Raw genomic sequence first — 23,765 nt, 5'->3', positions numbered from 1 at the left:
CGGATAGCTGACGGCAAACAGTTATTTGCTTTATTTGCTATATCGAGCAGCCAATTCAACGGCCTACCAAAACAAATCGTTAATCTTTAAGCAAGGCTGAGACCTTGGCACAACTCGGATAAAACAGCCCCTGCCAAAAACAAGAGGCCGTCTGAAAACCCGCTGGCGGTTTTTCAGACGGCCTCTTACTAAACACCGGCTTTTATTTCAACTTAGCCAGTTGCGCTTGTACTTTCGCCATTTTGTCTTCCAAATCGGCCAGCTCCGCGCGGTCTTTTTCGACCAGATGCGCAGGGGCTTTGTCGGTGTAGCCGGGTTTGCTGAGCTTGGCGTTGAGTTTGTCCAACGCTTTTTGCAGCTTCTCGGCTTCTTTGTTCAGACGGGCGGTTTCGGCGGCTTTGTCGATTTCCACTTTCAACATCAGGCGCGCATTTTGGCAAACGGCCACCGGCGCGTCTTCACTTTCGGGCAGTTTGTCGACCAGCTTGGCTTCGGTCAAACGCGCCATCATCGGCACGTATTTCAGCAAGGCCTCCAAGTCTTTGCCGCCTTCGACAAACAACGGTGCTTTCACGCTCGGCGCCAAACCCATTTCGCCGCGCAGATTGCGCACCGCGCCGATTAAGTCTTGCAGTGCGGCCATTTTTTCAAACGCGGCGGGCACGATTTTTTCGTTGTCGGCAACCGGCCAAGCAGCCAGCATGATGCTGTCGGTTTTCTTGGCGTTCGCCAGCGGCGCAACGGCCTGCCACAGCTCTTCGGTAATGAACGGCATAATCGGGTGCATCAGGCGCAGCACCACTTCCAACACGCGCACCAAAGTTCGGCGGGTGGCGCGCTGGGTGGATTCGCAGCCGGTTTGCAGCTGCACTTTCGCCAGCTCGATATACCAGTCGCAATATTCGTTCCACACGAATTCATACAGCGTTTGCGCCGCTAAATCAAAGCGGTAGGTATCGAACGCTTCGGCAACGGCGGCTTCGGTTTGTTGCAGACGGCCGATAATCCACTGATCGACGAAGCTGTACGCCAACGGTAGAGTTTCGTCTTGGCCACAGTCTTTCTCTTCGGTGTTCATCAACACGAAATTGGTGGCGTTCCACAGCTTGTTGCAGAAATTGCGGTAGCCTTCGGCGCGTTTGAAATCGAAGTTGATACTGCGGCCGAGGCTGGCATAGCTCGCCATGGTAAAGCGCAGCGCATCGGTGCCGAATACGGGAATGCCTTCGGGGAACAGCTTTTCGGTGGCTTTTTTCACTTGCGGCGCTTTTTCGGGGCGGCGCAGGCCGGTGGTGCGTTTCACCAGCAGGCTTTCGAGGTCAATGCCGTCGATTAAGTCCACAGGATCAATCACGTTGCCTTCGGACTTCGACATTTTCTTGCCTTCGTGATCGCGCACCATGCCGTGGATATACACGTCTTTAAACGGTACTTTTCCGGTGAAGTGGGTGGTCATCATAATCATGCGCGCCACCCAGAAGAAGATGATTTCATAGCCGGTTACCAATACGTTGCTCGGCAAAAAGGCTTTCAATTCTTCGGTTTCAGACGGCCAGCCCAAAGTGGAGAACGGCACCAGCGCAGACGAAAACCAAGTATCCAACACGTCTTCATCGCGGGTTAAACCGCTTTTGCCTGCCAGTTTTTCCGCCTCTTCCTGATTGCGGGCAACGTAAACGCGGCCGTCTGAATCGTACCAAGCGGGAATCTGATGGCCCCACCACAGTTGGCGCGAAATACACCAATCTTGGATATTGTTCATCCATTGATTGTAAGTGTTGACCCAGTTTTCGGGGATAAACTTCACTTGGCCGGAATCTACGGCGTGTTTGGCTTTTTCGGCCAAGCTCATACCGGCAAACTTGCCAGCCGGTTCGCCGCCGCTGGGCTTCGCGCTCATCGCCACAAACCATTGGCTGGTCAGCATCGGCTCGATCACGCTGCCGGTGCGGTCGCCTTTCGGGGTCATCAAGGTGTGCGGTTTCACTTCCACCAACAAACCTTGCGCTTCCAAATCGGCTACGATTTGCTTGCGGGCGGCGAAGCGGTCCAAACCTGCATAGGCTTCGGGCAAAGCAATGCCTGTCTGAACCTCGCCTTTGTAGTTGAATACTTCGGCTTGGCTTAAAACTTTCGCTTCCAAATCAAACACATTGATTAAAGCCGTATCGTGGCGTTTGCCGACTTCGTAGTCATTGAAATCATGCGCGGGCGTAATCTTCACGCAGCCGGTGCCGAAATCTTTTTCCACATATTCGTCGGCAATCACGGGAATGGTGCGGCCGGTAAGCGGCAACACCAGTTCTTTACCGATTAAATGGCGGTAACGCTCATCTTCGGGATGAACCGCCACCGCTACGTCGCCCAACATGGTTTCGGGGCGGGTGGTGGCCACAATCACGCTTTCAGACGGCCTCTCCGCCAACGGATAGCGGATGTGCCACATGCTGCCCTGCTCTTCCACGCTTTCCACTTCAAGGTCGGAAACAGCGGTGCCGAGCACGGGATCCCAGTTCACCAAACGCTTGCCGCGGTAAATCAAGCCCTGCTCAAACAGGCGCACGAACACTTCGGTAACCACTTCGGCGCGGGTGTCGTCCATCGTGAAATATTCGCGGCTCCAGTCGGCCGAACAACCCATGCGGCGCATTTGTTCGGTGATTGTGCCGCCGGACATATTTTTCCATTCCCACACTTTTTCAAGGAAGGCTTCGCGTCCCAAATCATGACGGGAAACGCCTTTTTCGGCCAACTGGCGCTCCACCACAATCTGCGTGGCGATACCGGCGTGGTCGGTGCCGGGAATCCAGCAGGTATTGCGGCCTTTCATGCGGTAATAGCGCGTGAGGCCGTCCATAATCGTTTGGTTGAAAGCATGCCCCATGTGCAGAGTGCCGGTAACGTTGGGCGGTGGAAGCTGGATGGAGAACGATTCTGCTGCGGCCATATCCGGCTGGAAATAGCCTTGAGACTGCCAGTTTTGATAATGTTTGGCTTCGATTTCGGCGGGATTATATTTGTCTAGCATGATGTTTTTCGTATTGGCTAAAATAAATGTTTAATCGGCGGATTATAACGCAAACGGCCGTCTGAATAACATCTTTCAGACGGCCTCATATACTAAAACTCAATATCAGAACAACCCGTGAATCACGCCGTTTTCATCCACGTCAATCTTCTCGGCGGCCGGCACTTTCGGCAGGCCGGGCATTTTCATCATGTTGCCGCACAGGGCGACGATAAAGCCTGCGCCGGCGGACACGGTGATGCCGCGCACGGTAATGCGGAAATCTTTCGGGCAGCCCAGCAGCTTGGCGTTGTCGCTTAGTGAATATTGGGTTTTCGCCATGCACACGGGCAGTTTGTCCAAGCCCAATTTTTCCAATGAGGCGATTTCGGCAAGGACTTCGGTGCTGAAATCGACATCTGCCGCGCCGTAGATTTTTTGGGCGATGGTGCGGATTTTGTCTTGCACGCCCAAATCGGTGTCGTAGGCGAATGTGAAGTTGTTGGGCTGGGTTTCGATGGCGTTGACGACTTTATGCGCCAAGTCGGCACCGCCCGCGCCGCCTTTGCCCCATACTTCGGTGAGGGCGACTTCTACACCTTGCTCGGCACAGGCCGTCTGAATCATTTGCAGCTCGGCATCGGTATCGGAAACAAAGCGGTTCAGTGCGACCACCACCGGCAGGCCGAACACGTTTTTCAGGTTGCTGATGTGTTTCAGCAGGTTGGGCAGGCCGTTTTTCAATGCTTGCAGATTTTCTTCGCCTAAGTTCGCCCGCTCTACGCCGCCGTTGTATTTCAAGGCGCGTACGGTGGCAACGACAACTGCGGCATCGGGTTTGATGTCTGCCAAGCGGCATTTGATGTCACAGAATTTTTCCGCACCCAAGTCTGCGCCGAAACCGGCTTCGGTAACGGCGTAATCGCCCAGATGACGGGCCAAGCGGGTGGCAATCACGGAGTTGCAGCCGTGGGCGATGTTGGCAAACGGGCCACCGTGCACAAACGCGGGCGTGCCGTCGATGGTTTGAACGAGGTTGGGCTTAACCGCATCTTTCAGCAAGGCGGCCATTGCACCGTGCGCTTTGATGTCTCGGGCGTAAACGGGGCTGCCGTCTTTGGCATAGGCAATCAGGATATTGCCCAAGCGTTCTTTCAAATCTGCCAAATCTTTGGCCAAGCAGAACACAGCCATCACTTCGGAGGCAACGGTGATGTCAAAACCGTCGGGGCGCATCACGCCGTCGGTAGGCTTGCCCATGCCGTCGATGATGTTGCGCAACTGGCGGTCGTTCATATCAACCACGCGCCGCCACAGCACGCGTTTGGGGTCGATATTCAATTCGTTGCCTTGGTAAATATGGTTGTCGAGCATGGCGGCCAGCAGGTTGTTGGCCGCGCCGATGGCATGGAAATCGCCGGTGAAATGCAGGTTGATGTCTTCCATCGGCAGCACTTGGGCATAACCGCCACCCGCTGCGCCTCCTTTCACACCGAACACAGGGCCGAGAGAAGGTTCGCGCAGAGCAATTACCGCGTCTTTACCGATATGGCGTAAGGCATCGGCCAAACCGATGGTAACGGTGGTTTTGCCTTCGCCCGCCGGTGTGGGATTGATGGCCGTTACCAAAATCAGACGGCCTTGTTTTTTGGGCAGGGCGAATGCGTCGGCCGGATTGATTTTGGCTTTGTATTTGCCGTAAGGCTCGTATTGGTCTGCGTTCAAGCCGAGTTTGGCGGCAATCTCGCCTATCGGTCGTATTGCGGCGGCTTGGGCGATTTCGGCATCGGTTTTATAGCTCATAACGGTTTCCTGTGGATAGGTTGGTAACGGCGGTATTATAACGGATAAAGCAGGCATGCTATCAGCGTTTCAGACGGCCGAAATAAAGGCTGCCCGTTAGCATTCTAACGGGCAGCCGTTCGGTCTCTACTCATTTGTTTTTCGCTTCGGCTTTGGCTTCTTTTTTCAAAGATGCGTATAAATCCGGCTGGCGGCTTTTCAGGAGCGAAGCAATGGCGAGATCATCACGGTTTACTTTTGCCAAATCGATTTTTTCGATATGCACCAAACGCAACAATTCACGCACAGGTTTAGGCATGTTGCGGCCTGACTCGTAGCGTGAACCACCTGATTGGGTTACACCGATACGGCTCCAAAAATCCATTTGGTTTAAACCGAGTTTCTTGCGGATATCGCGGATGTTTTCGATTTTCTCGAACGACTTCATGAAATTCCCTTCTTTAGTTGTAAAGCTCAATCTGGCAACTCACTTATCCCGTCATAATATCCGGCATGAGAATATTATATTCAGATAAGTATAAACGCTTAGACAGCAATTTCAGGATAAGTTTAATTTCATTTTTCATCAAGCGGTCGAAAAAAACGATAAACGTAACACCTAATTAATCAAACCTTTTAAAAACAATAAGTTATTTTTTAAAGTAAACATTCTAATACCAAATAATTTACAAAAAAAAACGTAACGAAATCAAGGTTTACCTGTTTTGGGGCTGATAGTCAGTATTTCGTAGCCTGTTTCGGTCACTAAAACCTCATGTTCCCACTGTGCGGAAAGCGAACGGTCTTTGGTAACAACCGTCCAACCGTCGGCCAAAATACGCAAATGGCGTTTGCCTTGGTTGATCATCGGCTCGATCGTAAAAATCATGCCCGGCTTCAATACAGGCCCCTGCCCTTTTTTACCGTAGTGCAGCACTTGCGGCTCTTCGTGAAAGCCTCTGCCGATACCGTGGCCGCAAAACTCTTGAACAACGGAATAACCCGCATTTTCAGCCACTTGCTGACAGGCATAACCGATATCGCCCAAGGTTGCACCGGGCTTCACGGCTTCGATACCGGCCATCATGCTGGCATGCGTTACGTCAATCAGGCGTTGCGCCTGCGGGCTGATTTGGCCGACGGCAAACATACGGCTGGAGTCGCCATGAAAACCGTCTTTTTTGATGGTCACGTCTATATTGATAATGTCACCGTTTTTCAAAGGTTTATCATCGGGAATACCGTGACAGATCACATGATTGACCGAGGTGCAGCAGGATTTTGGATAAGGAGGGTTGCCATAATGTAGCGGCGCAGGATACCCGCCCTGCACTTCAATATGGTAATCGTGAACCAGCTTGTCCAGCTCATTGGTCGTTACCCCGGGTTTGACAAATTGACCGATATAATCCAAGGCTTCGGCGGCCAAGCGGCCAAGCTCGCGCATTTTTTCGATTTCTTCGGCTGTTTTGATGATAATCGCCATCGGCTTTCCTTTTTTCTGTGTCTGAATTTCAGACGGCCTTTCGGTCAACACTCGAAAGGCCGTCTGAAAATATGCTGCATTATTTTACAACTCACGCTGCTGTTTGATTAAAACAAATTGTCGGTGACGACTGCTTTAGGCGGTTCGCGCGGCGGCTCTTTCGCCACTACCGGCTCTTCCGGTGCCGGTTGCGGCTTGGGTTGCGGTGCGGCAGGCGCTTCATCCGCAGCTTTTGCCGAGGTTACGGCAGTTTCAGGGGCTTTGGCTTGAGGCGGAGCCGCAGGCGTTTCTGCCGGAGCGGCAGCTTGGGTTTCGGCTTCGTTCACTTTTTTCTGCACGGTTTTCTTACGCTGTACACGGTTTGAAGCTGTTTTTTGAGGCTTTTCTGCCGTTGCGGGGCTGCTGGCCGCCGCGATTTCGGCTTGTGCATCAGGTTCCGACGCTTGTGCGGCTTCTTCCATTTTTTGCTGTTCTGCCGTTTCAACGGGAGCTTGCTGCACCGGCTCTGTTGCTACCGCCGGTGCCGATGCGCCGCGTGGCGCCCATACTTCAACTGTTCCGTCTTTAGCGGCCGATGCTGCCGCGCGGGCGTTTGCATCGGAATGCACTGAAGTCTGCATCAGTCCGATCACGGCACCGCATACTGCACCCACCGCCACGGCAAACAAGGTAACCAAAAGGGGCTTGGATTTCAGGCCGGAGCTTTTTTTGCTTCGCGAGGTGGATTTTTGATTGTTCATTGGCTTCTCTTTGATACTTCATACACAGGCCGTCTGAACCGTTCAGACGGCCTTTAAAACGATAACTAAATGCCGCTATAAAATGCGGTCACAGCGGCTTAGCTTATCATTTATTGTAATTTTGATAAAGAGTTACCACTTTTTTCACGCCAACGGTAGTGCTGACGCGTTCGGTTACGGCTTCTTGTTCGGGAGGTGTCAAAATGCCCATCACATAAGTTACGCCGTCGTAAGTGACGATTTTTACGCGGCTGGGGATTACGCCCTGAATGCCGAGCAGTGTAGTGCGTACTTTCGACGTACTCCATGTATCATCGGTAATTGCGCCGAATGTTCTGGGCTGTGGAGATACAGTGATGTAGTTATAAATTTGCTGGGCAGACGGCTCCGCGCGCGCTACTTGTTCGACAAACGCTTTTTCTTCTTCGGTGGCAACATGACCCAAAAGTAAGATGTGGCGGTTGTAGCTGACTACCGACAGTTTCGGATGGAAGTTGGCGTTTTTATTGTTGGAGCGCAGATAAGTCATCGCTGTGTTTTTAATCCGCACTTCCATCACGTTGTCGTCGGCTTGCGTGCCGACGGTACGGCGGTCAACTGCCGCCGCGCCGCCCACGGCTGCTCCGCCTAAAACAACGCCCACGCAGCCGCTCAATACGGTTGCGGTAACGGAAGCGGCAATCAGGGTTTTGGCGTATCGTTTGATACTCATCGTTAAGCATCCTTTCTTGATAGGTTTCAGACGGCCTTTTCAGCTTTGAGGCCGTCTGAAAAACAACAGTCTGAAATGTCGGTAAAGCTTGATTACATACCGTCGAGCAAGGCACTGTCGATACAGTCGCACAGGGCATGAATCAGCAGAATGTGGATTTCTTGAATGCGCGCAGTACGCTGATGGGACACGTTCAACAGAATATCGCTGTCTTTCAACATACCGGCTATTTTTCCGCCGTCTCTGCCGGTAAAGGCAATCACGTGCATATCGCGCTCATGCGCGGCTTTAATGGCTTCGATAACGTTGGCCGAATTGCCGGAGGTTGAAATGCCGATCAACACATCGCCTGCACGGCCGAGCGCACGCACTTGTTTGCTGAACACATGGTCAAAGCCGTAATCGTTGCCGATAGCGGTTAAGGCCGACGTATCCGTAGTCAGCGCTACTGCGGCCAGCTCCATGCGTTCACGCTCAAAGCGGCCGGTCATTTCTGCTGCGAAGTGCTGGGCATCTGCGGCGGAACCGCCGTTGCCGCACGCTAAAATTTTGCCGTCGTTCATCAGGCATTGGAGCATCAATTCCGCCGCTTGGGCAGTAGGCTCGTTCAAAATATCGGCAGCTTGCTGTTTGGCTTCGATACTTTGGGCGAAATGGGCGGCAACGCGTTCTTGTAAAGCAGTCATAGGTTAACCTGTAATATTGTGGATCCACTGCGGCTCATCGTTTCCCTGAATCAAAACAGCATCCAAACGGCATGGCGCATGGCTCAGACCGTGCTGTTGCAGGTAATGTTCCGCACTTTTTCGTAATTTCAAAACTTTGGACGGCGTGATACTGTATGCCGCACCGCCAAAACCTTGTCCTGCGCGGTATTTTACTTCAACAAACAGAATCATGTTACCGTTTTTGACTATCAAATCAATTTCGCCAAACGGACAGTGCCAATTGCGTGCTATCAGCCGGCAGCCGTGCTGTTGCAGAAAACGAAGAGCGATATCTTCACCCCTCGCCCCTTCTTTATGGTTTAAGCGCATATTGTGTATCCCCGTTATAATGCTCATCTTTTCAGACGGCCGTTTATTATGATGATGCAAAAACACTATCAAAAAGCCCTCGACAGCATTTCCGCCGGAACATTATACGTTGTGGCCACGCCCATCGGCAATTTGGCCGACATTACCCTGCGCGCCCTCGCCGTTTTGCAGCGAGCCGACCTTATCTGCGCCGAAGATACGCGGGTTACCGCGCAATTGCTCAGCGCTTACGGCATACAGTCCAAATTATTAAGCGTGCGGGAACACAACGAGCAACACATGGCGGGCAAAGTGATTGAAGCGCTTTCAGACGGCCTGATTGTCGCCCAAGTATCGGATGCCGGCACTCCAGCGGTTTGCGACCCCGGTGCCAAGCTGGTCGAGCGGGTGCGTGATGCGGGTTTCAAAGTTGTACCCGTCTTGGGGGCAAGCGCAGTGATGGGCGCGTTGAGCGTGGCAGGTGTGGTTGAAGCCGATTTTTATTTCAATGGTTTCCTGCCCTCCAAAGCAGGCGAACGCCGGAAACTGCTGGCCTCATGGTCGGATGTGGATTTTCCCGTCGTGATGTTTGAAACGCCGCACCGTATTGCCGCCACTTTAGACGACATGGCCGCACTGTTTCCCAACCGCAAAATCATGCTGGCACGGGAAATTTCCAAAACTTTCGAAACCTTCTTGAGCGGAACCGTACTCGATATTCAGACGGCCTTAAACAACGATGCCAACCAAAGCCGCGGAGAAATGGTGATTGTGCTGCACCCCGATGCACAAGAAAAAAGTAGTGATCTATCGGAAAACGCACAGAACATTATGAAAATTTTAGCCGCCGAACTCCCCACCAAACAGGCTTCGGATTTAGCGGCCAAAATTACCGGTGAAAGCAAAAAAGCCTTATATGATTTGGCATTGACTTGGAAGTAAATCCATTTTTTTCAGACGGCCTCAAATCTTAAGAGGCCATCTGAAAATACAACTATAAAGCGGTTTATACAATCGGAGACCTTTGCAAAACCCTCAGATGTGGCTGCAGTTCAAGGCGTAGCAGCACAGCGAGTGCAGACATATCATATAGATAGGCAAACGAGCGAGCAGCGCACAACGCAGAAATACGCCGCAGATGGGGGTTTTGCAAAGGTCTCAATCGCTCTCTTTGAAGCGAAACGCTGCAATACCTCAGCAGAAACTCAAAGCTTATTTGCTATATTCAGATTGCCGGCTAAACCCGCCGCCCAATTGCGCATGAACATTGCTCCATGCCGTCAACCATTCGGCCTGATGTTGAGCCAACTGTATTTTCAAACGCAAGGTTTCGTCCTGCTTTGCCAAATGCGTAAGACCGTTTTCCAACCCCGCACGCACCCGACGCGCCGCAGCGGCCTCAGCCTTGCCTGAAATCTCAACCATCCTTTGCTGCAATACACCCTGCTTGGTCAAGTTTTGGTAATCCGCCACCGCATCCGCAGCAGAACGCATCGCATTCAAAACCGTTTGATCGTATAGCGCAACCTGTTCGTTGAATTGGGTATGACGTCCTGCCAGTTTTGACTGCAACGCGCCTGAAGTAAACAACGGCAAATTCAATGCCGGCAACACACCGAGCATCGCCGAACTTTTGCCTTTCACAACATTAAAAGCATCCACATGCGCCAAACCTGCCAGCAATTTCAATTCAATATTCGGATAAAACTCTGCTTTCGCTTCACGAACATCTTCGCCGCGCGCCTCAAGTAATGCACGTTGTGCAGCAATATCGGGGCGTTTCCCCAACAGGTCAGCCTTAATCTGATTGACGGCCAATGCCGGAACTGCTGTCATTGGAGACGGCGTCCAGCCGTCCAAAGCATTCGGCGCTTTGCCGACAGACACCGCCAAACTATGCCGGATATTGCTGATGTTTTTTTCCAGCTTCAACAGTTCCAATTGCAATTGGTTCTTCGCCAATTCCGCCTGATACAGTGATGATGCGGGAAGGATTTTCGCCTGCACACGGCTGTTCAGCAGCTTTTCAGAAGATTCCGCAACGGACACTCTGTTTTCAATCAGATTTTTCTGAGCCTCCAACGCCTGCCAAGCAAAATATTGAGCAGCCACCGCATGGGCAATCTCCAAGCGCGTTTGAGCAGCTTCATAAGCCACAGCTTGGCGCCGACCTAAAGCAGAACGGATACGCGCCTGATTTTTACCCCAAAAATCAAATGCCCAGCTGCCTTGAAGTGCCGTATTGGCCAAAAGCAGCGTGCGGTCGGTATCCAACCGGCTCGAAGACGGTTTGGGTGTAACATAAGCACCGATTCCCTGAGCAGTAATGCCCAACTGAAACTGATCCGCCGCCTGCTTCACACCCAGCTCTGCTTGGGCTTGGGCAAAACGGGCTTTAGCAACCTTAAGGCGGGGAGAATGTTCAATTGCCAAAGAAACCAAAGTATCCAATTTAGGATCACGAAGCTGAGTCCACCAAGCATCTCGCGCCTCTTTGGTGGAGCTTCCTTGAGATAACGAATACGCCGTTGGTTGTTCCAACGGCGCTTGTTTACCTAATGGCGCGCAGGCTGCAATGACCAATAAGCCACAAACAGCCAAACTACGCGCAATAATAGTCGAATTCATATTTTGTCCGCTTTGCTTGCCACTACGCAACTACCATGCCAAGCAGCCAACTTATTGATTAACCCAGTTTGGTTAACAGCTTGCCTAACAGGTGTTGCAGCTGGGCATAGTCTTCATTGGTAAAGTCTTCCCAAGCTTCGCCGCTTCTGCTGGAGATTTGCGGCCAAATCTTTTGGATGAACGCCTCGCCTTCGGCCGTCAATTTTAACACGATTTGACGACGATCTTGCTGATTGATGTGGCGCTCTACCCAACCGCGCTCCACCATTTCGTCAGACAAACGGGTAGCGCTTGTACGGGTCAAATCCATCAAATCACTCAAGCGTGAAGGCAAAATTTCGCTATTGGGGCTGACATACACTGCCATCATGGCAAACCACAAGTTTTCGTTGATGCCAAACTCTTTCAGGCTGTCATTCAAATGGCTGCTCAAACGCTCGGTAACTACACGCAACAAACGGCCGGATTGGGTTTGTTGCTCGGAAAATTCTGGCAAACGCCCTGACAATAAACGTAAGGCATTAACCAATTCGGCTTGTGAAAAACTCATTTACATTCTCTTCTTCGGTGATGTTATTCAAGCAGCATCATATTTTAGAAGTTATATGAAGCCATCTTCTTTTAAAATACGGCAAAAGCTGTATTCTTCGCTGAACGTATCAATACATCTTGTATCAAGGTATTTTTATTTTAATCCAGCTGTATATAATTTCTTAAAAAATTGACAATCGGTTTAACCATTCAACAAACGGATTGCATTTGGCATAAAAATAAACTGAAAAACCATTTAAAATAAAAGCCCATATGCAAGCTGCCCGAAGCCGTAATCCGATATTGCTTTTGTGTTTATCAAAAAAGCAAAACAGTTTGAAATTAAATGAACTTACACTTTGCTCAGATTCCAGCAATCGAGCGATTAGAGTGCAACCTCTATGCAATAGTTCGCAAAAAAACATTTCTTTACGCATAATGCATGGACGGCCGAATCTGTAAAATATTTACAGCATGCGCTAAATCCCGTGCATTGCTTATGTATCAAGGTCATGTAAAGTTAAACAGCATCAAACAGGACTCATCCGCAAAACCCTATCAAAGAGCGCATAAATAAGCCAAATACACTGTGAATAAAGGCTTTGCGAAGATCTCAATTTTTTTAAACGAAGCCTCTAGCGCCCCACCAACACTTTGACGCAAACAACAACTTGTTTAAAAAAACATTTTCTTTAGGATGTTGTTTATTTGCATTCGATTACATGCCGCCAAGACATTAGCTCACTAGGCTTGAATGCCACCATATATCCGTCTCCCATCTCTTTTCTTTTGTGCACGATTCGCCCAATAACCCTAAGCAAAGTGCAAATAAAGCATACAATTTTGATTTAATGTATTAAAATCCAGCCCCTGATCTTTCCCTGTGGTTCGAAAACCTCCCACATTAAAAAACTAAGGAATATTCATGACCAGAAATACCGAAGAATTGCACGGCATTACTTTGCTGGGCAATCAAAACGTATCTTATAAAACAGAATACGCCCCCGAAGTGCTTGAAGCATTCGACAACAAACATCCCGGCAACGATTACTTCGTCAAATTCATCTGCCCCGAATTTACCAGCCTGTGTCCCATGACCGGCCAGCCTGATTTCGCCACCATCTACATCCGCTATATCCCGGATATCAAAATGGTGGAAAGCAAGTCACTGAAACTTTATCTGTTCAGCTTCCGCAACCACGGCGACTTCCATGAAGATTGCGTCAACATCATCATGAAAGACCTGATCAAACTGATGCAGCCGAAATACATAGAAGTATTCGGAGAATTTACTCCGCGGGGCGGCATTGCCATTCACCCCTTTGCCAACTACGGCAAACCTAACACTGAGTTTGAGCAACTGGCGAAAAAACGCCTGTTCTCTCACGACTCTTCTCTATAAGAACCTGAAATATTAAAAAGCCTTACTGAAACGTCGCTTTGAATCCCTTGACGATTCAAAGCGCGTCTTCAGAGGCCGTCTGAATACTGCATATTTGTTTTTGCACAAGCAACGAAAGAATGACCGAATGTACTCATTTAGCTCCGCACAATTACAGAAAGCCTTGGTTTGGCTTTCGCTGTTTCACATCACCATCATTGCCGCCAGCAACTATCTGGTGCAGTTCCCCTTTGAAATTTTCGGATTCCATACCACATGGGGCGCGTTTACCTTCCCATTTATCTTCTTGGCAACCGACCTTACCGTCAGGATTTTCGGACAGCGCCTCGCCAGAAGAATCATTTTTTGGGTCATGTTGCCTGCGCTGGCTTTATCTTATTTATTCTCCGTACTCTTTCAAGACGGAACATGGACAGGCTGGGCTTCACTCGCTTCGTTCAACAGCTTTGTCGGCCGTATCGCATTGGCCAGCTTCTCCGCCTATGCTGTCGGCCAGCTAATAGATATATTTGTATTCAACAAATTGCGCAAACTGAAATCTTGGTGGATAGCACCCACCGCTTCCACATTCTTAGGCAACGCAATCGATACCGTCGTGTTTTTCAGCATTGCTTTTTACGCCAGCAGCGATGCCTTTATGGCTGCCAACTGGCCTGAAATTGCGTTTGTCGATTACCTGTTCAAACTGGTCATCTGCACCCTGTTTTTCCTACCGGCTTACGGCGTGCTTTTAAACATATTGACCAAAAAACTGACTACATTAAACGAACAACAAACCACCCAGCGCTTAGCCTCACAAAAACCATAAATACAAAAAGGCCGTCTGAAAAATTTCAGACGGCCTTTCTCATCATGGCCCCGCCGACAGGAATCGAACCTGTATTTTACGCTTAGGAGGCATACGTTCTATCCATTAAACTACAGCGGGTTTACAGAAACAATCAATACACCCTTGCCAGCGACTGCTCGGCCAGCGCCCGCATTGCTTGAGTTACCTCATTATCCGGCAACACATCTAAACAAGCGACAGCCTTCTTCACTGCCTTAGCTGCCTCTTCCGCAGCATAAGACAAAGCCTGCGATGCAACAACGTGACGGTAAATTTTATCGAAAGAACCCCGATCGGCATTTTGCAGGGCTTCTCTCACATCTTGCGCCACCTGCTCACTTCCCTGCCTCATCAGATAAATCAGCGGCAACGTCGGCTTACCCTCCGCCAAATCATCGCCTACATTCTTACCGATTTCATCGGCATTGCCCGAATAATCCAAAACATCATCAATAATTTGGAAAGCCGTGCCGACATACATACCGTAATCTTTCAACGCCTTTTCTTGCTCAGGCGTAGCACCAGCCAATATCGCGCCAACTTGAGCAGCCGCTTCAAACAACTTAGCCGTTTTATATTGGATAACCTGCACATATTCAGCTTCAGTAATATCGGTATTGCCGATATTCATCAGCTGCATCACCTCTCCTTCAGCAATAATATTAGTGGCGTCGGCCATCACTTCCAAAATCTTCATACTGCCGGAGCCGACCATCAACTGAAATGCACGGGTATATAAGAAGTCGCCTACCAAGACAGCAGCTGCATTACCAAACAGATTATTCGCCGTTTGCCGGCCGCGTCTTAACTCACTCTCATCCACCACATCATCATGTAGCAAAGTCGATGTATGGATAAACTCCACCATCGCAGCCAAAGAATACAGTTTAGGATCGTCATAACCCAAAGCCTTGCCTGCCAAAATCGTGATAATCGGCCTCAAGCGCTTCCCGCCGGCACTGATAATATAAGTACCGATTTGGGAAATTAACGCAACTTCAGACTGCACAGCCTGATTAACGACTACATTGACTTTAGCAAGATCATCGTTCAGATGGCGTTGGAAATAAGGCAGATTATCTAACATGATATTAAATGGCTTTGAGTGTAAAACTTTGAGAAAAGACTGCGAAATATTACGACGCGCGATTATAGCAGCAAAGGCCGGACGCTGCACCGACATTCCACTTCCAATCAGCCCAGCACAACCGCACCAAACAAATAAACTTTGACAAAACAGCAAAATATACTTAATATACGCAGTTCTGCGCATGGTGCGCGGATGTTTTATAAACCCTTATGGAGTTGAGTATGTACGCGGTCGTAAAAACCGGCGGTAAACAATACAAAGTTACCGTTGGCCAAAAATTGAAAGTAGAACAGATACCTGCCGAACTCGACAGCCAAATCGAACTGAACGAAGTTTTGATGATTGCTGACGGCGAATCTGTAAAAGTGGGCGCACCCTTCATCGAAGGTGCAAAAGTGACAGCCAAAGTGGTTGCTCACGGTCGTGGCGAAAAAGTGCGTATCTTCAAAATGCGCCGTCGCAAACACTACCAAAAACGCCAAGGTCACCGCCAAAATTTCACCCAAATCGAAATCGTGGCAATCGCTTAATTAATCAGGAGTAAAGAAAATGGCAACCAAAAAAGCTGGTGGTAGCTCTAAAAACGGTCGCGATTCAGAAGCCAAACGCTTGGGTGTAAAAGCTTACGGCAATGAACTGATTCCTGCCGGTTCTATCATTGTCCGCCAACGCGGCACCAAATTCCACGCCGGTGAAAACGTAGGTATGGGTAAAGACCACACCTTATTCGCCAAAGTAGACGGTTATGTAGAATTCAAAACCAAAGGTGCTTTGAACCGCAAAACCGTGAGCGTTCGTCCTTATACCGGCGCTGACGAATAACCTGTCAATATAATTGACCATAATTAAAACCGCACATTAAGCATTCAATTGCTTAATATGCGGTTTTTTAATGATTCATGATATCGCCGCTTTAAAAAGCCCCACTATCAGCACCCCACTTCCCATAATCATTTTCAGCATACCGCAAATCAAACCGTTTATCCGCTATAATCCGCATAAGGCCGTCTGAAAATTAACACGAACACTTACTTAGAAACAAAACATACACAGTTCTGTACGCAACCGCTCAACTTTCAGCCATCCTTATTTTTCATTTATTGACTGCTTTCATTCAAAGGAAATCGCCATGACCACTAATCGCGATATTATCATCGTCGGCGCCGGCCCAGCCGGGCTGAGTTTCGCCCGCGCACTTGCCGACAGCGGATTGAGCATCACCCTTATCGAAAAAAGCACACTGGAAACACTGCAAAATCCGCCCTACGACGGTCGTGAAATCGCACTTACCCACCTGTCCAGAGAAATCATGCAGCGATTGGGCACATGGCAACGTATTCCTGAAAGCGAAATTTACCCCTTGCGTGATGCCAAAGTATTGAACGGTCATTCCGAATATCAACTTCATTTTCCCCAACCCTCACATGCCAGAGGCGAACCGACCGACCGCTTAGGTTATCTGATTTCCAACCACAACATCCGCAAAGCATCATACGAAGCCGTCGCAGAAGCGGAAAATATTGAATTCATCTGCGGAATGGGTGTAAAAGAAGTCAGAACATCAACAGAGCAAGCAGAGGTTGTTTTGGAAAACGGCAGCATACTCACTTCAAAACTGCTCATTGCTGCGGATAGCCGGTTTTCACAAACACGCCGCCAACTCGGCATTGCCTCCGATATGTACGATTACGGTCGCACTATGTTTCTGTGCCGCATGAAGCATACTATATCCAACCACCACACGGCTTTTGAGTGCTTCCATTACGGCAGAACGATTGCCCTGCTGCCTTTGGAAGAACATCTAACCAATACCGTTATCACCGTAGACAGCGACAGAGTTTCCTCCATACAAAGCCTCTCCCCTGAAGAGCTGGCCGCCAGCGTCAAGCAACAATTAGGCGGCCGCTTGGGAGACATGGAACTGGTCAGCTCCATTCACTCCTACCCCTTAGTAGGCATGCTGGCAGAACGGTTTTACGGAACACGCAGTGCTTTGATTGGCGATGCTGCCGTGGGTATGCACCCCGTTACCGCACATGGTTTCAACCTAGGCTTGTCTAGTGCCGATATCTTGGCTACTTTGATTATTGAAGCGGTTCAGCAAGGCCGTGATTTTGCTTCGCCTACTTTATTGTCGCGCTATGACAGCAAACATTCTCTCCACGCCCGACCGCTGTATTACGGTACCAATATGCTATTGAAACTATTCACCAACGAAACTCCACCAGCCAAACTGCTGCGTGGATTGGTGCTGCGCGTCAGCAATAACCTTCCACCGCTGAAAAAGCTGATTACTCAGCAATTGACCGGCTAAGGATCAGTCTGGCGGACAATAGGCCGTCTGAAAAAAGGCTTTCTTGAAACAAACATTTCAAGAAAGCCTTTTTCACAAGAAGTCTTTACCAAAACTTTAACTTAAACCAATTTCTGTTGTGTCAGCCCTAAGCGATTTCCTTAAAACCAAACCTTTAAGATTCCCAAAGCTCTGCTTTCAGACGGCCTCCCACTCAACAGAACAATCCTTTTTACATCTCAGTCCAGCTTACCCAACCCATTTTCCAAGTCAGCAAAATCAAACCGCCGAAAATGATGCGGTAGTAGGCAAAAGGTACATAATTCTTGGTAGCCACAAATTTCAACAATGCCTTGACTGCCAGCAAACCGGCAGCAAAAGCGGATACAAAACCTATCACAATCAAACCGATATCTTGAGCGCTAAAGAGTTTGTAGTGCTTTAAAACATCATAAGTTGTGGCGGCAATCATCACCGGCACAGCGAGGAAAAAAGAAAATTCGGTCGCCACTTTACGTTCCAAACCCCACAACATCCCGCCCATGATAGTACTTCCTGAACGTGATGTACCGGGCACCAGCGCACAAATCTGTGCCAAGCCTACCACCAAAGCATCGCGCATTCGCATGTCTTCGACACTGTTCACTTTAGGCTTGGCAACCCTTTGCCTGCGCTCCACCCACAAAATAATAAAGCCACCGATTACCAAAGCAGTTGCCACGGTAATCGGATTGAACAAAAACGTTTTAATATGTTTGCTGAAAATCAATCCCACCACTGCGGCAGGAATAAAAGCCACTCCGAGATTCACAACAAAGCGGTTAACCGCCTGATCGCGTCCGATATGGGTAATAACATGGGTAAAGCGTTGGCGGTATTCAAAAATCACGGCCAAAACTGCGCCCAATTGAATAGCGATCTCAAAAACTTTGCCATTACTGCGGAAATTAATCAAATCCCCCACCACAATCAAATGCCCGGTGCTCGAAATCGGCAGGAATTCGGTCAACCCTTCGATAATGCCCAAAATCAGGGCTTTCAACAGCAATAAGATATCCATAATTTTTTCAGACGGCCTTTGAAACAGTTAAGGCAGCCCGTGTAGAGCTGCCCGAATTGATATTCAGTATTTATTTGTTTGCGGCTTTGGCTATCATTGCGCCTTTGCTTTTCAAAGCAGAAGAGGCTGCCGCCGCAGTTTTTGCTTTTGCCGAAGGTGCTTTCATACCGCGCTCGCTACGCACTTTGGCTACCAGCTCATCAATGGTTTTCATGCCGGCATTCCAATCACCGGTAAATTTCACTTGGTATTTACCGCCTACGATCACCGTCGGCGTGCCGCTGATTTGGTAGGTATTGGTCAACTCTTCCATTTTCTTGGCTTGTGCCGGATTGCTGAAAGAATCATAAGCGGCAATCAATTTTTTACCGTCAAAACTTTTTTGGCTTTCCGCCCATTGTTTGAAAGTATTGGTATCCGCCAAATTAATACGCTGTTCGTAAACTGCTTTAAACACTTCCGGATTGGCCTGATATTTCAAACCGGAGCTGTTCACCGCGGCAGCAACGCGGGCAAAGCCTAAATGCTCGGGTTGCCATACCACATGCTCGGTACGCAGGTAAGTATCCGCGGGGAAAGTTTTGCTGTGTTTGAGCAAAACGGGATCGAGATGGTGGCAGTGTACGCAAAAATAGCCGAAAAATTCCAACACTTCGATTTTATCGTCCTGAAGCTGGGGAATCTGCTTCGGCAGAACAACGTAATCTGTGCCTTCTGTTGCTGAATAAGCGTTTGCAGCCAAGGTCATTGAGGCAATAGCAGTCAGTAATACGGTTTTCAGTTTCATGTGCATTCCTAATATTTCATTTAACAGTACGGGCGAAGCTATCTACACCGTTTTGTTTCAGGGTTTGTTGGGTACGGTTAGCGGCTTCTTTGTTCATTTTGCCGCTTTGAACGCGGTAAACGCGCTTGCCGTTGGCTTCTGCTTCAATCACATTGCCTGATACACCCATCATGGCAAGTTTAGCGCGGTGCGACTCGGCACTTTCACGATTGTTGAAAGAACCCATTTGCAATACGATACGGCCGCCTTCACTGCTGCCTGATTGACGGGCTTCCGCTTTTTGGGAAGCCTCTTTTTTAGCCGATTCCGCACGCGCTTTTTCACGGGCTTTTTCAATGCTGCCGCTTTCCAAAATTTGCTCGGGAGAAGGCTTGGCCGCTTTTTTGGGTTCTTCTTTTTTCACTTTTTCAGGCTGCTTCGCTTCAGGCTTTTTCTGAGGCTGCTTTTTCGCTTCCGGCGCAGGTTTTTGCTCGGCTTTCGGTTTAACCGGAGCGACTGTTTGAGATTTCGGCTCTTCTTTTACCGGCGCTTCAGGCTGCTCGGTTGTAACGGTAGATGCTTCTTTCTCTTCAGGAGCAGATGCCTCTTGCTCTTGAGAAGCTACCGTGCCTACAGGTTCGGAAACTTGGGTAATAGGTTCGCTACTGGTTTGCACAGGCGGTGCAACAGGTTCGCTGCTTTTAGGTGTGAGGATTTCAGGCTTAGGCAACTCTTTAGGTGTTTCTTTTTTAAACGCCTTTTCGTTGCTTTTGTTGATGAAGAATACAATACCCGCAATAACGGCGGTTGCCAGCAACAAGCCCAAGATAAAACCTGAAAGGCCTTTACCGTATGGTTTCTGTATATTCATAAAACACCTAAATACCTTATCTTTATTCTTTCATGATGCCGTCTGAAAGGGATAGAAGCCTGTTTTTCAGACGGCGCATTTTAGCAACATATTATGTTTGAAGCAAAAAGCTTACAAAGCCCGACGAAAACTTACTGCGCGTAACACATGCTGTTTGGTCACGGTTTCATCGCCGTTTAAGTCTGCCAAAGTGCGTGCCACGCGCATGATGCGGTGATAACTGCGAGCAGACAGCGACAACTTTTCCAATAAACTCCCTAAAGTTTCCGCAGCCTCCTTAGAGACCATTGCCGCGTTGTCCAGTTCCGTAACGCTTAACGCCGCATTAATCTTACCCTGCCGTTGATATTGGCACTCTCTTGCGGCTTCCACCCGTCGGCGCACTTCTGCGCTGCTTTCGCCCGGCTCCTGCTGCATCAATTCGGCGGAAGAAAGTGCCGGCACTTCAATGGTTAAATCAATGCGGTCGAGCAAAGGCCCTGAGATTTTTCCACGGTAACGAGCAATACTTTCCGGCGTGCATCGGCACGGTTTGGAAGGATGGCCGAGATACCCGCACGGACATGGGTTCATAGCGGCGACCAATTGGAATTTGGCAGGGTACACCGCTTTATGCGAGGCCCGTGAAATATGGATTTCGCCATTTTCGAGAGGCTCCCGCAATACCTCTAAAACCTTGCGGTCAAACTCGGGAAGTTCATCTAAAAATAAAATTCCGTTGTGTGCCAACGAGATTTCGCCGGGCCCCGAATTTCCGCCTATGTGAGATTCAGAATACGTTGAGACAAAACGCCTTTCTAACCCCCATTTTACTGTTCAATTTACCAGAATACGCTGATACAAAATTCAGAATACGTTGAGACATTCTTGGAAAATTTCACAATACACTGAGACACTCTTTCAAATTGCCACAATACGTTGAGACAGAGTAAAACTTACCAGAATACCTTGAGACAGTATTATACTTTAATCAAACAAAACAAAGGGTTCTGCTATGTATCAGTCAGTAAGAAAAATTCGTCCTACTTATCGTAGCGTATCCGGCCATTATCCTTTCCGAGGAAATGAGTCGCTGCCTTATGAATCATCATTAGAACGCGATTTTATCATGTTGCAGGAGTTTAATGCCTTAGTGGTACGAATTATACCTCAACCGGTTCAGATACCATTTTATTTGGGAGTGCGCCAATATAAGTATACTCCGGATTTTTTGGTTTTATATGAAGGCGGTTCAGGAAAAGGAATGTTGGTCGAGATAAAACCTAAGTGTAAGTGGAAGAAACACTGGAGGAAATGGTTGACTAAATGGAAAGCTGCCTACCGGTGGTCAAAAGAGCGTGGTTTCACTTTCCACATTTATGATGAAGACCGTATTCGTGGAGTAGCTTTAGACAATATAAAAAGACTGATGCCTTTTAAGCGCGTCTTGATCACACCATCAGAATCCGATACTGCAAACCGCCTTATCGCACGAAGAGGCGGGATAACAGTGTCGGATTTTTTATTGGAATTTCCGCTAAGCGAACAAGCTAGATGGAAGCAATTACTTTGGCATTTACTGGCGAATAGGAAAATAAAAACCGATTTAAACACACCTATCGGCAATGACAGTATTTTGTTTGTTATGGATGAATATCATGGACAGCAATAAAGAAAATAACGTTTCCGGCAGTCGTGGAAAAATTGATTTGTCTGTTAATTCTATTGTCGTTCACATTCCAACGAATACCCTATACAAAATTAAGCGGCAAATTGATTTCCAGTTTATCGAAGCTCAAAACGAAAACGGTCATAGTCGGGTTTTACCGATACAAGAATTGGGGCCGGCAACCGAGGCAGATTTCAATACCGATTTAATCGGTATTGATGATGACTTATGGCTGCAAGCAGAAAAAAGATACGCCCTGATTGAGCCAATCATATCAGGAGAAATCAAAGGTCGAGCAGCCATCAACCAGTATGCAAAAGATATTTCAGTCAGTAGCCCTACACTTTATCGTTGGGTTAAAAAATATGAGGCTACAGGCAGCCTGACATCTCTATTAGCTCAAAAAGATGGCTGGACAACAGGCAAGTCAAGACTTTCCCAAGAACAGGAAAACATTATCAAAGAGGTAATTGAAACTTTCTACCTTACCCCGCAACGCTTGTCTCAAACAAAAATTATTCAGCAAGTACGCAATACCTGTTATCGACACCAAATTCCTGTGCCTGCTGATAACAGCATACGTAAGCGGATGAACGAATTATCAGAGAAAGTAATTTTAAGTAGAAGAGGACAACGCGAACGTGCAGCAAACAAATTTCAACCGAAGCCCAAGCACTTCCCAAACGTATCCTATCCCTTGGATGTGATCCAAATAGACCACACTCAAGTCGATCTCATTCTGGTTGACGACAAAACCCGCCAACCTATAGGCAGACCGTGGCTGACATTGGCCATTGACGTTTACAGCCGCATGATCTGCGGTTACTACCTTTCGCTGGATGCTCCTTCTGAGACTTCGGTGGGTTTGTGCGTTTCCTATGCCGTATTGCCAAAAGAAAGCTGGTTGGAAGCAAAAAAGATTGGCGGTAAATGGGAAGTATGGGGACTACCCAACAAAATCCATGTAGATAACGGCTCCGACTTCCGTTCAAACACATTTAGAAGAGCCTGTGCCGAATACGGCATCAATTTGGAGTTTCGTCCTGTCAGAACGCCTCATTACGGCGGACACATTGAGCGGCTGATAGGCACTATGATGGAAGAAGTCCATCAATTACCCGGCACCACCTTCTCCAACGTTAAACACAAAGACAATTATGATTCCGAAAAAAATGCTTGCCTGACTATTGATGAATTTGAAACGTGGCTGTTAAAGCAGATCGTCCATGTCTACCACAAAAAAATCCATTCTGCTTTGGGAATGTCGCCGGAAACGAAATGGGAAGAAGGCATCTTCGGTACAGATGAAGCAATCGGGCGCGGTCTGCCTCCCATCCCATCCTCCCCTGAAACCCTCATGTTGGATTTCATGCCTTATGCAGAGCGAACCATACAAAACACCGGAGTGACATGGGATGGTCTGCGCTATTTCGATTTTGTACTCTTACCCTACATCGGACTAACCGACAACGGTAAAGCCCGCAAGTTTATTTTCCGGCGGGATCCTCGTGATGTTTCGAAGATTTATTTCTATCAACCCGATTCCAAACAGTATATACCCATTCATACTGCCGATCAGAGTTTCCCACACATGACACTATGGGAGTTGAAAAACGCCAAACAACGCCTGCGTGATCGCGGCAGAAAGAACTACAACGAGTATCAAGTTTTGGACACCATCAAAGAAATGCAGCAACACTTGGAAACTGCACAAGCCAAAACTAAGAAAGCACGACGCCTTCAACAGCGCAAAACACTTCATCAACGTAACACAACACCTGTAGAACCGGCTATTTCACCTCCAATAGACAATACTCAGCCGATTGAACAACCTCTCATCTCAGAAAAACCGGACGATATTGTGAAGCCCTTAAGCGGTGACGACATTGAATAAAAAAGGATGT

Annotated in this window: 23 protein-coding genes, 1 tRNA gene, 1 pseudogene and 1 riboswitch; of the genes and pseudogenes, 8 read left to right on the top strand and 17 right to left on the bottom strand. The window is 48.5% G+C overall.

Going from position 1 to position 23,765, the window contains the following annotated elements; translation table 11 throughout:
• Positions 1–202 precede the first annotated feature (202 nt).
• From LVJ85_RS02570 to LVJ85_RS02535, 8 genes are all read right to left on the bottom strand, one after another.
• On the bottom strand, positions 203–3,028 hold the full coding sequence (locus LVJ85_RS02570; RefSeq protein WP_244741195.1) for a valine--tRNA ligase: 2,826 nt from the start codon (positions 3,026–3,028) through the stop codon (positions 203–205).
• A gap of 105 nt (positions 3,029–3,133) precedes the next feature.
• Positions 3,134–4,810: a formate--tetrahydrofolate ligase gene (locus LVJ85_RS02565; RefSeq protein ID WP_244741193.1), complete on the bottom strand. Its 1,677-nt coding sequence runs from the start codon at positions 4,808–4,810 to the stop codon at positions 3,134–3,136.
• Between the two features lie 130 nt (positions 4,811–4,940).
• Positions 4,941–5,237 carry a DNA-binding transcriptional regulator gene (locus LVJ85_RS02560; protein WP_054599660.1) on the bottom strand — a complete coding sequence of 99 codons (297 nt, stop codon included), beginning with the start codon at positions 5,235–5,237 and terminating at the stop codon, positions 4,941–4,943.
• Positions 5,238–5,498: 261 nt separating this feature from the next.
• The gene (map, locus tag LVJ85_RS02555) at positions 5,499–6,323 is read right to left on the bottom strand and encodes a type I methionyl aminopeptidase (protein ID WP_255733900.1); all 825 of its coding nucleotides are present in this window, start codon (positions 6,321–6,323) and stop codon (positions 5,499–5,501) included.
• A 59-nt stretch (positions 6,324–6,382) separates the two neighbouring features.
• Complete coding sequence (locus tag LVJ85_RS02550) at positions 6,383–7,015, bottom strand: hypothetical protein (RefSeq protein WP_244741191.1); 633 nt, start codon at positions 7,013–7,015, stop codon at positions 6,383–6,385.
• Positions 7,016–7,121: 106 nt separating this feature from the next.
• Positions 7,122–7,727, bottom strand: coding sequence for a BON domain-containing protein (locus LVJ85_RS02545; RefSeq protein ID WP_115135067.1), 606 nt, complete (start codon positions 7,725–7,727; stop codon positions 7,122–7,124).
• A gap of 92 nt (positions 7,728–7,819) precedes the next feature.
• Positions 7,820–8,413, bottom strand: a complete 594-nt coding sequence (locus LVJ85_RS02540; protein ID WP_244741189.1) for a phosphoheptose isomerase — start codon at positions 8,411–8,413, stop codon at positions 7,820–7,822.
• 3 nt (positions 8,414–8,416) lie between these two features.
• Complete coding sequence (locus LVJ85_RS02535; protein WP_085363548.1) at positions 8,417–8,764, bottom strand: YraN family protein; 348 nt, start codon at positions 8,762–8,764, stop codon at positions 8,417–8,419.
• 51 nt (positions 8,765–8,815) lie between these two features.
• Here LVJ85_RS02535 and rsmI point away from each other — a divergent pair, with 51 nt between their 5' ends.
• Positions 8,816–9,685, top strand: coding sequence for a 16S rRNA (cytidine(1402)-2'-O)-methyltransferase (gene rsmI / locus LVJ85_RS02530; RefSeq protein WP_244742963.1), 870 nt, complete (start codon positions 8,816–8,818; stop codon positions 9,683–9,685).
• 64 nt (positions 9,686–9,749) lie between these two features.
• Here rsmI and LVJ85_RS02525 read toward each other — a convergent pair whose 3' ends face one another.
• The 3 genes from LVJ85_RS02525 to LVJ85_RS02515 are packed head-to-tail and all read right to left on the bottom strand — an operon-like array spanning position 9,750 to position 11,921.
• Positions 9,750–9,896: a lipoprotein signal peptidase gene (locus tag LVJ85_RS02525; RefSeq protein ID WP_244742960.1), complete on the bottom strand. Its 147-nt coding sequence runs from the start codon at positions 9,894–9,896 to the stop codon at positions 9,750–9,752.
• A 59-nt stretch (positions 9,897–9,955) separates the two neighbouring features.
• Complete coding sequence (locus tag LVJ85_RS02520) at positions 9,956–11,371, bottom strand: efflux transporter outer membrane subunit (RefSeq protein ID WP_244741187.1); 1,416 nt, start codon at positions 11,369–11,371, stop codon at positions 9,956–9,958.
• Positions 11,372–11,429: 58 nt separating this feature from the next.
• A complete protein-coding gene (locus LVJ85_RS02515) occupies positions 11,430–11,921 on the bottom strand; it encodes a MarR family winged helix-turn-helix transcriptional regulator (protein ID WP_054599653.1) in 492 nt (163 codons plus the stop codon).
• Positions 11,922–12,779: 858 nt separating this feature from the next.
• A riboswitch (PreQ1 riboswitch) is annotated at positions 12,780–12,824 on the top strand.
• Between the two features lie 3 nt (positions 12,825–12,827).
• Between LVJ85_RS02515 and queF the strand changes: the two genes are divergently transcribed.
• Together queF and LVJ85_RS02505 are read left to right on the top strand one after the other, a co-directional pair.
• Entirely contained in the window at positions 12,828–13,304 is a 477-nt protein-coding gene (queF, locus tag LVJ85_RS02510) for a preQ(1) synthase (protein WP_115135075.1), read from the top strand.
• Between the two features lie 127 nt (positions 13,305–13,431).
• Positions 13,432–14,112 (top strand): 7-cyano-7-deazaguanine/7-aminomethyl-7-deazaguanine transporter, encoded by a 681-nt coding sequence (locus LVJ85_RS02505; protein WP_244741185.1) that lies wholly within the window; start codon positions 13,432–13,434, stop codon positions 14,110–14,112.
• Between the two features lie 45 nt (positions 14,113–14,157).
• On the opposite strand, the gene LVJ85_RS02500 is transcribed toward LVJ85_RS02505, so the two are convergent.
• Both LVJ85_RS02500 and LVJ85_RS02495 read right to left on the bottom strand, forming a co-directional pair.
• Positions 14,158–14,232: transfer RNA gene (locus tag LVJ85_RS02500), tRNA-Arg, on the bottom strand.
• A gap of 13 nt (positions 14,233–14,245) precedes the next feature.
• On the bottom strand, positions 14,246–15,220 hold the full coding sequence (locus LVJ85_RS02495) for a polyprenyl synthetase family protein (protein WP_115135079.1): 975 nt from the start codon (positions 15,218–15,220) through the stop codon (positions 14,246–14,248).
• 224 nt (positions 15,221–15,444) lie between these two features.
• Here LVJ85_RS02495 and rplU point away from each other — a divergent pair, with 224 nt between their 5' ends.
• From rplU to ubiM, 3 genes are all read left to right on the top strand, one after another.
• Positions 15,445–15,753, top strand: coding sequence for a 50S ribosomal protein L21 (rplU, locus tag LVJ85_RS02490; protein WP_095197892.1), 309 nt, complete (start codon positions 15,445–15,447; stop codon positions 15,751–15,753).
• A gap of 19 nt (positions 15,754–15,772) precedes the next feature.
• Positions 15,773–16,045, top strand: a complete 273-nt coding sequence (gene rpmA, locus LVJ85_RS02485) for a 50S ribosomal protein L27 (protein WP_004284028.1) — start codon at positions 15,773–15,775, stop codon at positions 16,043–16,045.
• 307 nt (positions 16,046–16,352) lie between these two features.
• Entirely contained in the window at positions 16,353–17,537 is a 1,185-nt protein-coding gene (gene ubiM / locus LVJ85_RS02480; protein ID WP_244741183.1) for a 5-demethoxyubiquinol-8 5-hydroxylase UbiM, read from the top strand.
• A gap of 211 nt (positions 17,538–17,748) precedes the next feature.
• Here the strand turns inward: ubiM and LVJ85_RS02475 are convergent, their stop codons facing one another.
• The 4 genes and pseudogenes from LVJ85_RS02475 to LVJ85_RS02460 form a co-directional block, all read right to left on the bottom strand.
• On the bottom strand, positions 17,749–18,576 hold the full coding sequence (locus LVJ85_RS02475; RefSeq protein ID WP_244741181.1) for an undecaprenyl-diphosphate phosphatase: 828 nt from the start codon (positions 18,574–18,576) through the stop codon (positions 17,749–17,751).
• Between the two features lie 70 nt (positions 18,577–18,646).
• On the bottom strand, positions 18,647–19,363 hold the full coding sequence (locus LVJ85_RS02470; RefSeq protein ID WP_244741178.1) for a thiol:disulfide interchange protein DsbA/DsbL: 717 nt from the start codon (positions 19,361–19,363) through the stop codon (positions 18,647–18,649).
• Positions 19,364–19,379: 16 nt separating this feature from the next.
• Positions 19,380–20,213: an SPOR domain-containing protein gene (locus tag LVJ85_RS02465; protein ID WP_244741176.1), complete on the bottom strand. Its 834-nt coding sequence runs from the start codon at positions 20,211–20,213 to the stop codon at positions 19,380–19,382.
• A 111-nt stretch (positions 20,214–20,324) separates the two neighbouring features.
• Positions 20,325–20,972, bottom strand: a pseudogene (locus tag LVJ85_RS02460) (ATP-binding protein); the annotation flags it as partial.
• 235 nt (positions 20,973–21,207) lie between these two features.
• On the opposite strand from LVJ85_RS02460, the gene LVJ85_RS02455 reads away from it, so the two are divergent.
• Both LVJ85_RS02455 and LVJ85_RS02450 read left to right on the top strand, forming a co-directional pair.
• Positions 21,208–21,864 carry a TnsA endonuclease N-terminal domain-containing protein gene (locus LVJ85_RS02455; protein ID WP_244741174.1) on the top strand — a complete coding sequence of 219 codons (657 nt, stop codon included), beginning with the start codon at positions 21,208–21,210 and terminating at the stop codon, positions 21,862–21,864.
• The gene (locus tag LVJ85_RS02450) at positions 21,851–23,755 is read left to right on the top strand and encodes a Mu transposase C-terminal domain-containing protein (protein WP_244741172.1); all 1,905 of its coding nucleotides are present in this window, start codon (positions 21,851–21,853) and stop codon (positions 23,753–23,755) included. The genes LVJ85_RS02455 and LVJ85_RS02450 overlap by 14 nt, the downstream gene beginning before the upstream one ends.
• Positions 23,756–23,765 lie beyond the last annotated feature (10 nt).

Source organism: Neisseria sp. Dent CA1/247 (assembly GCF_022870825.1).
In the GTDB taxonomy this organism is placed as follows: Bacteria; Pseudomonadota; Gammaproteobacteria; order Burkholderiales; family Neisseriaceae; genus Neisseria; species Neisseria zoodegmatis.
The sequence above is the reverse complement of the archived record's forward strand: the minus strand, read 5'-3'. Positions and strand labels throughout refer to the sequence as shown.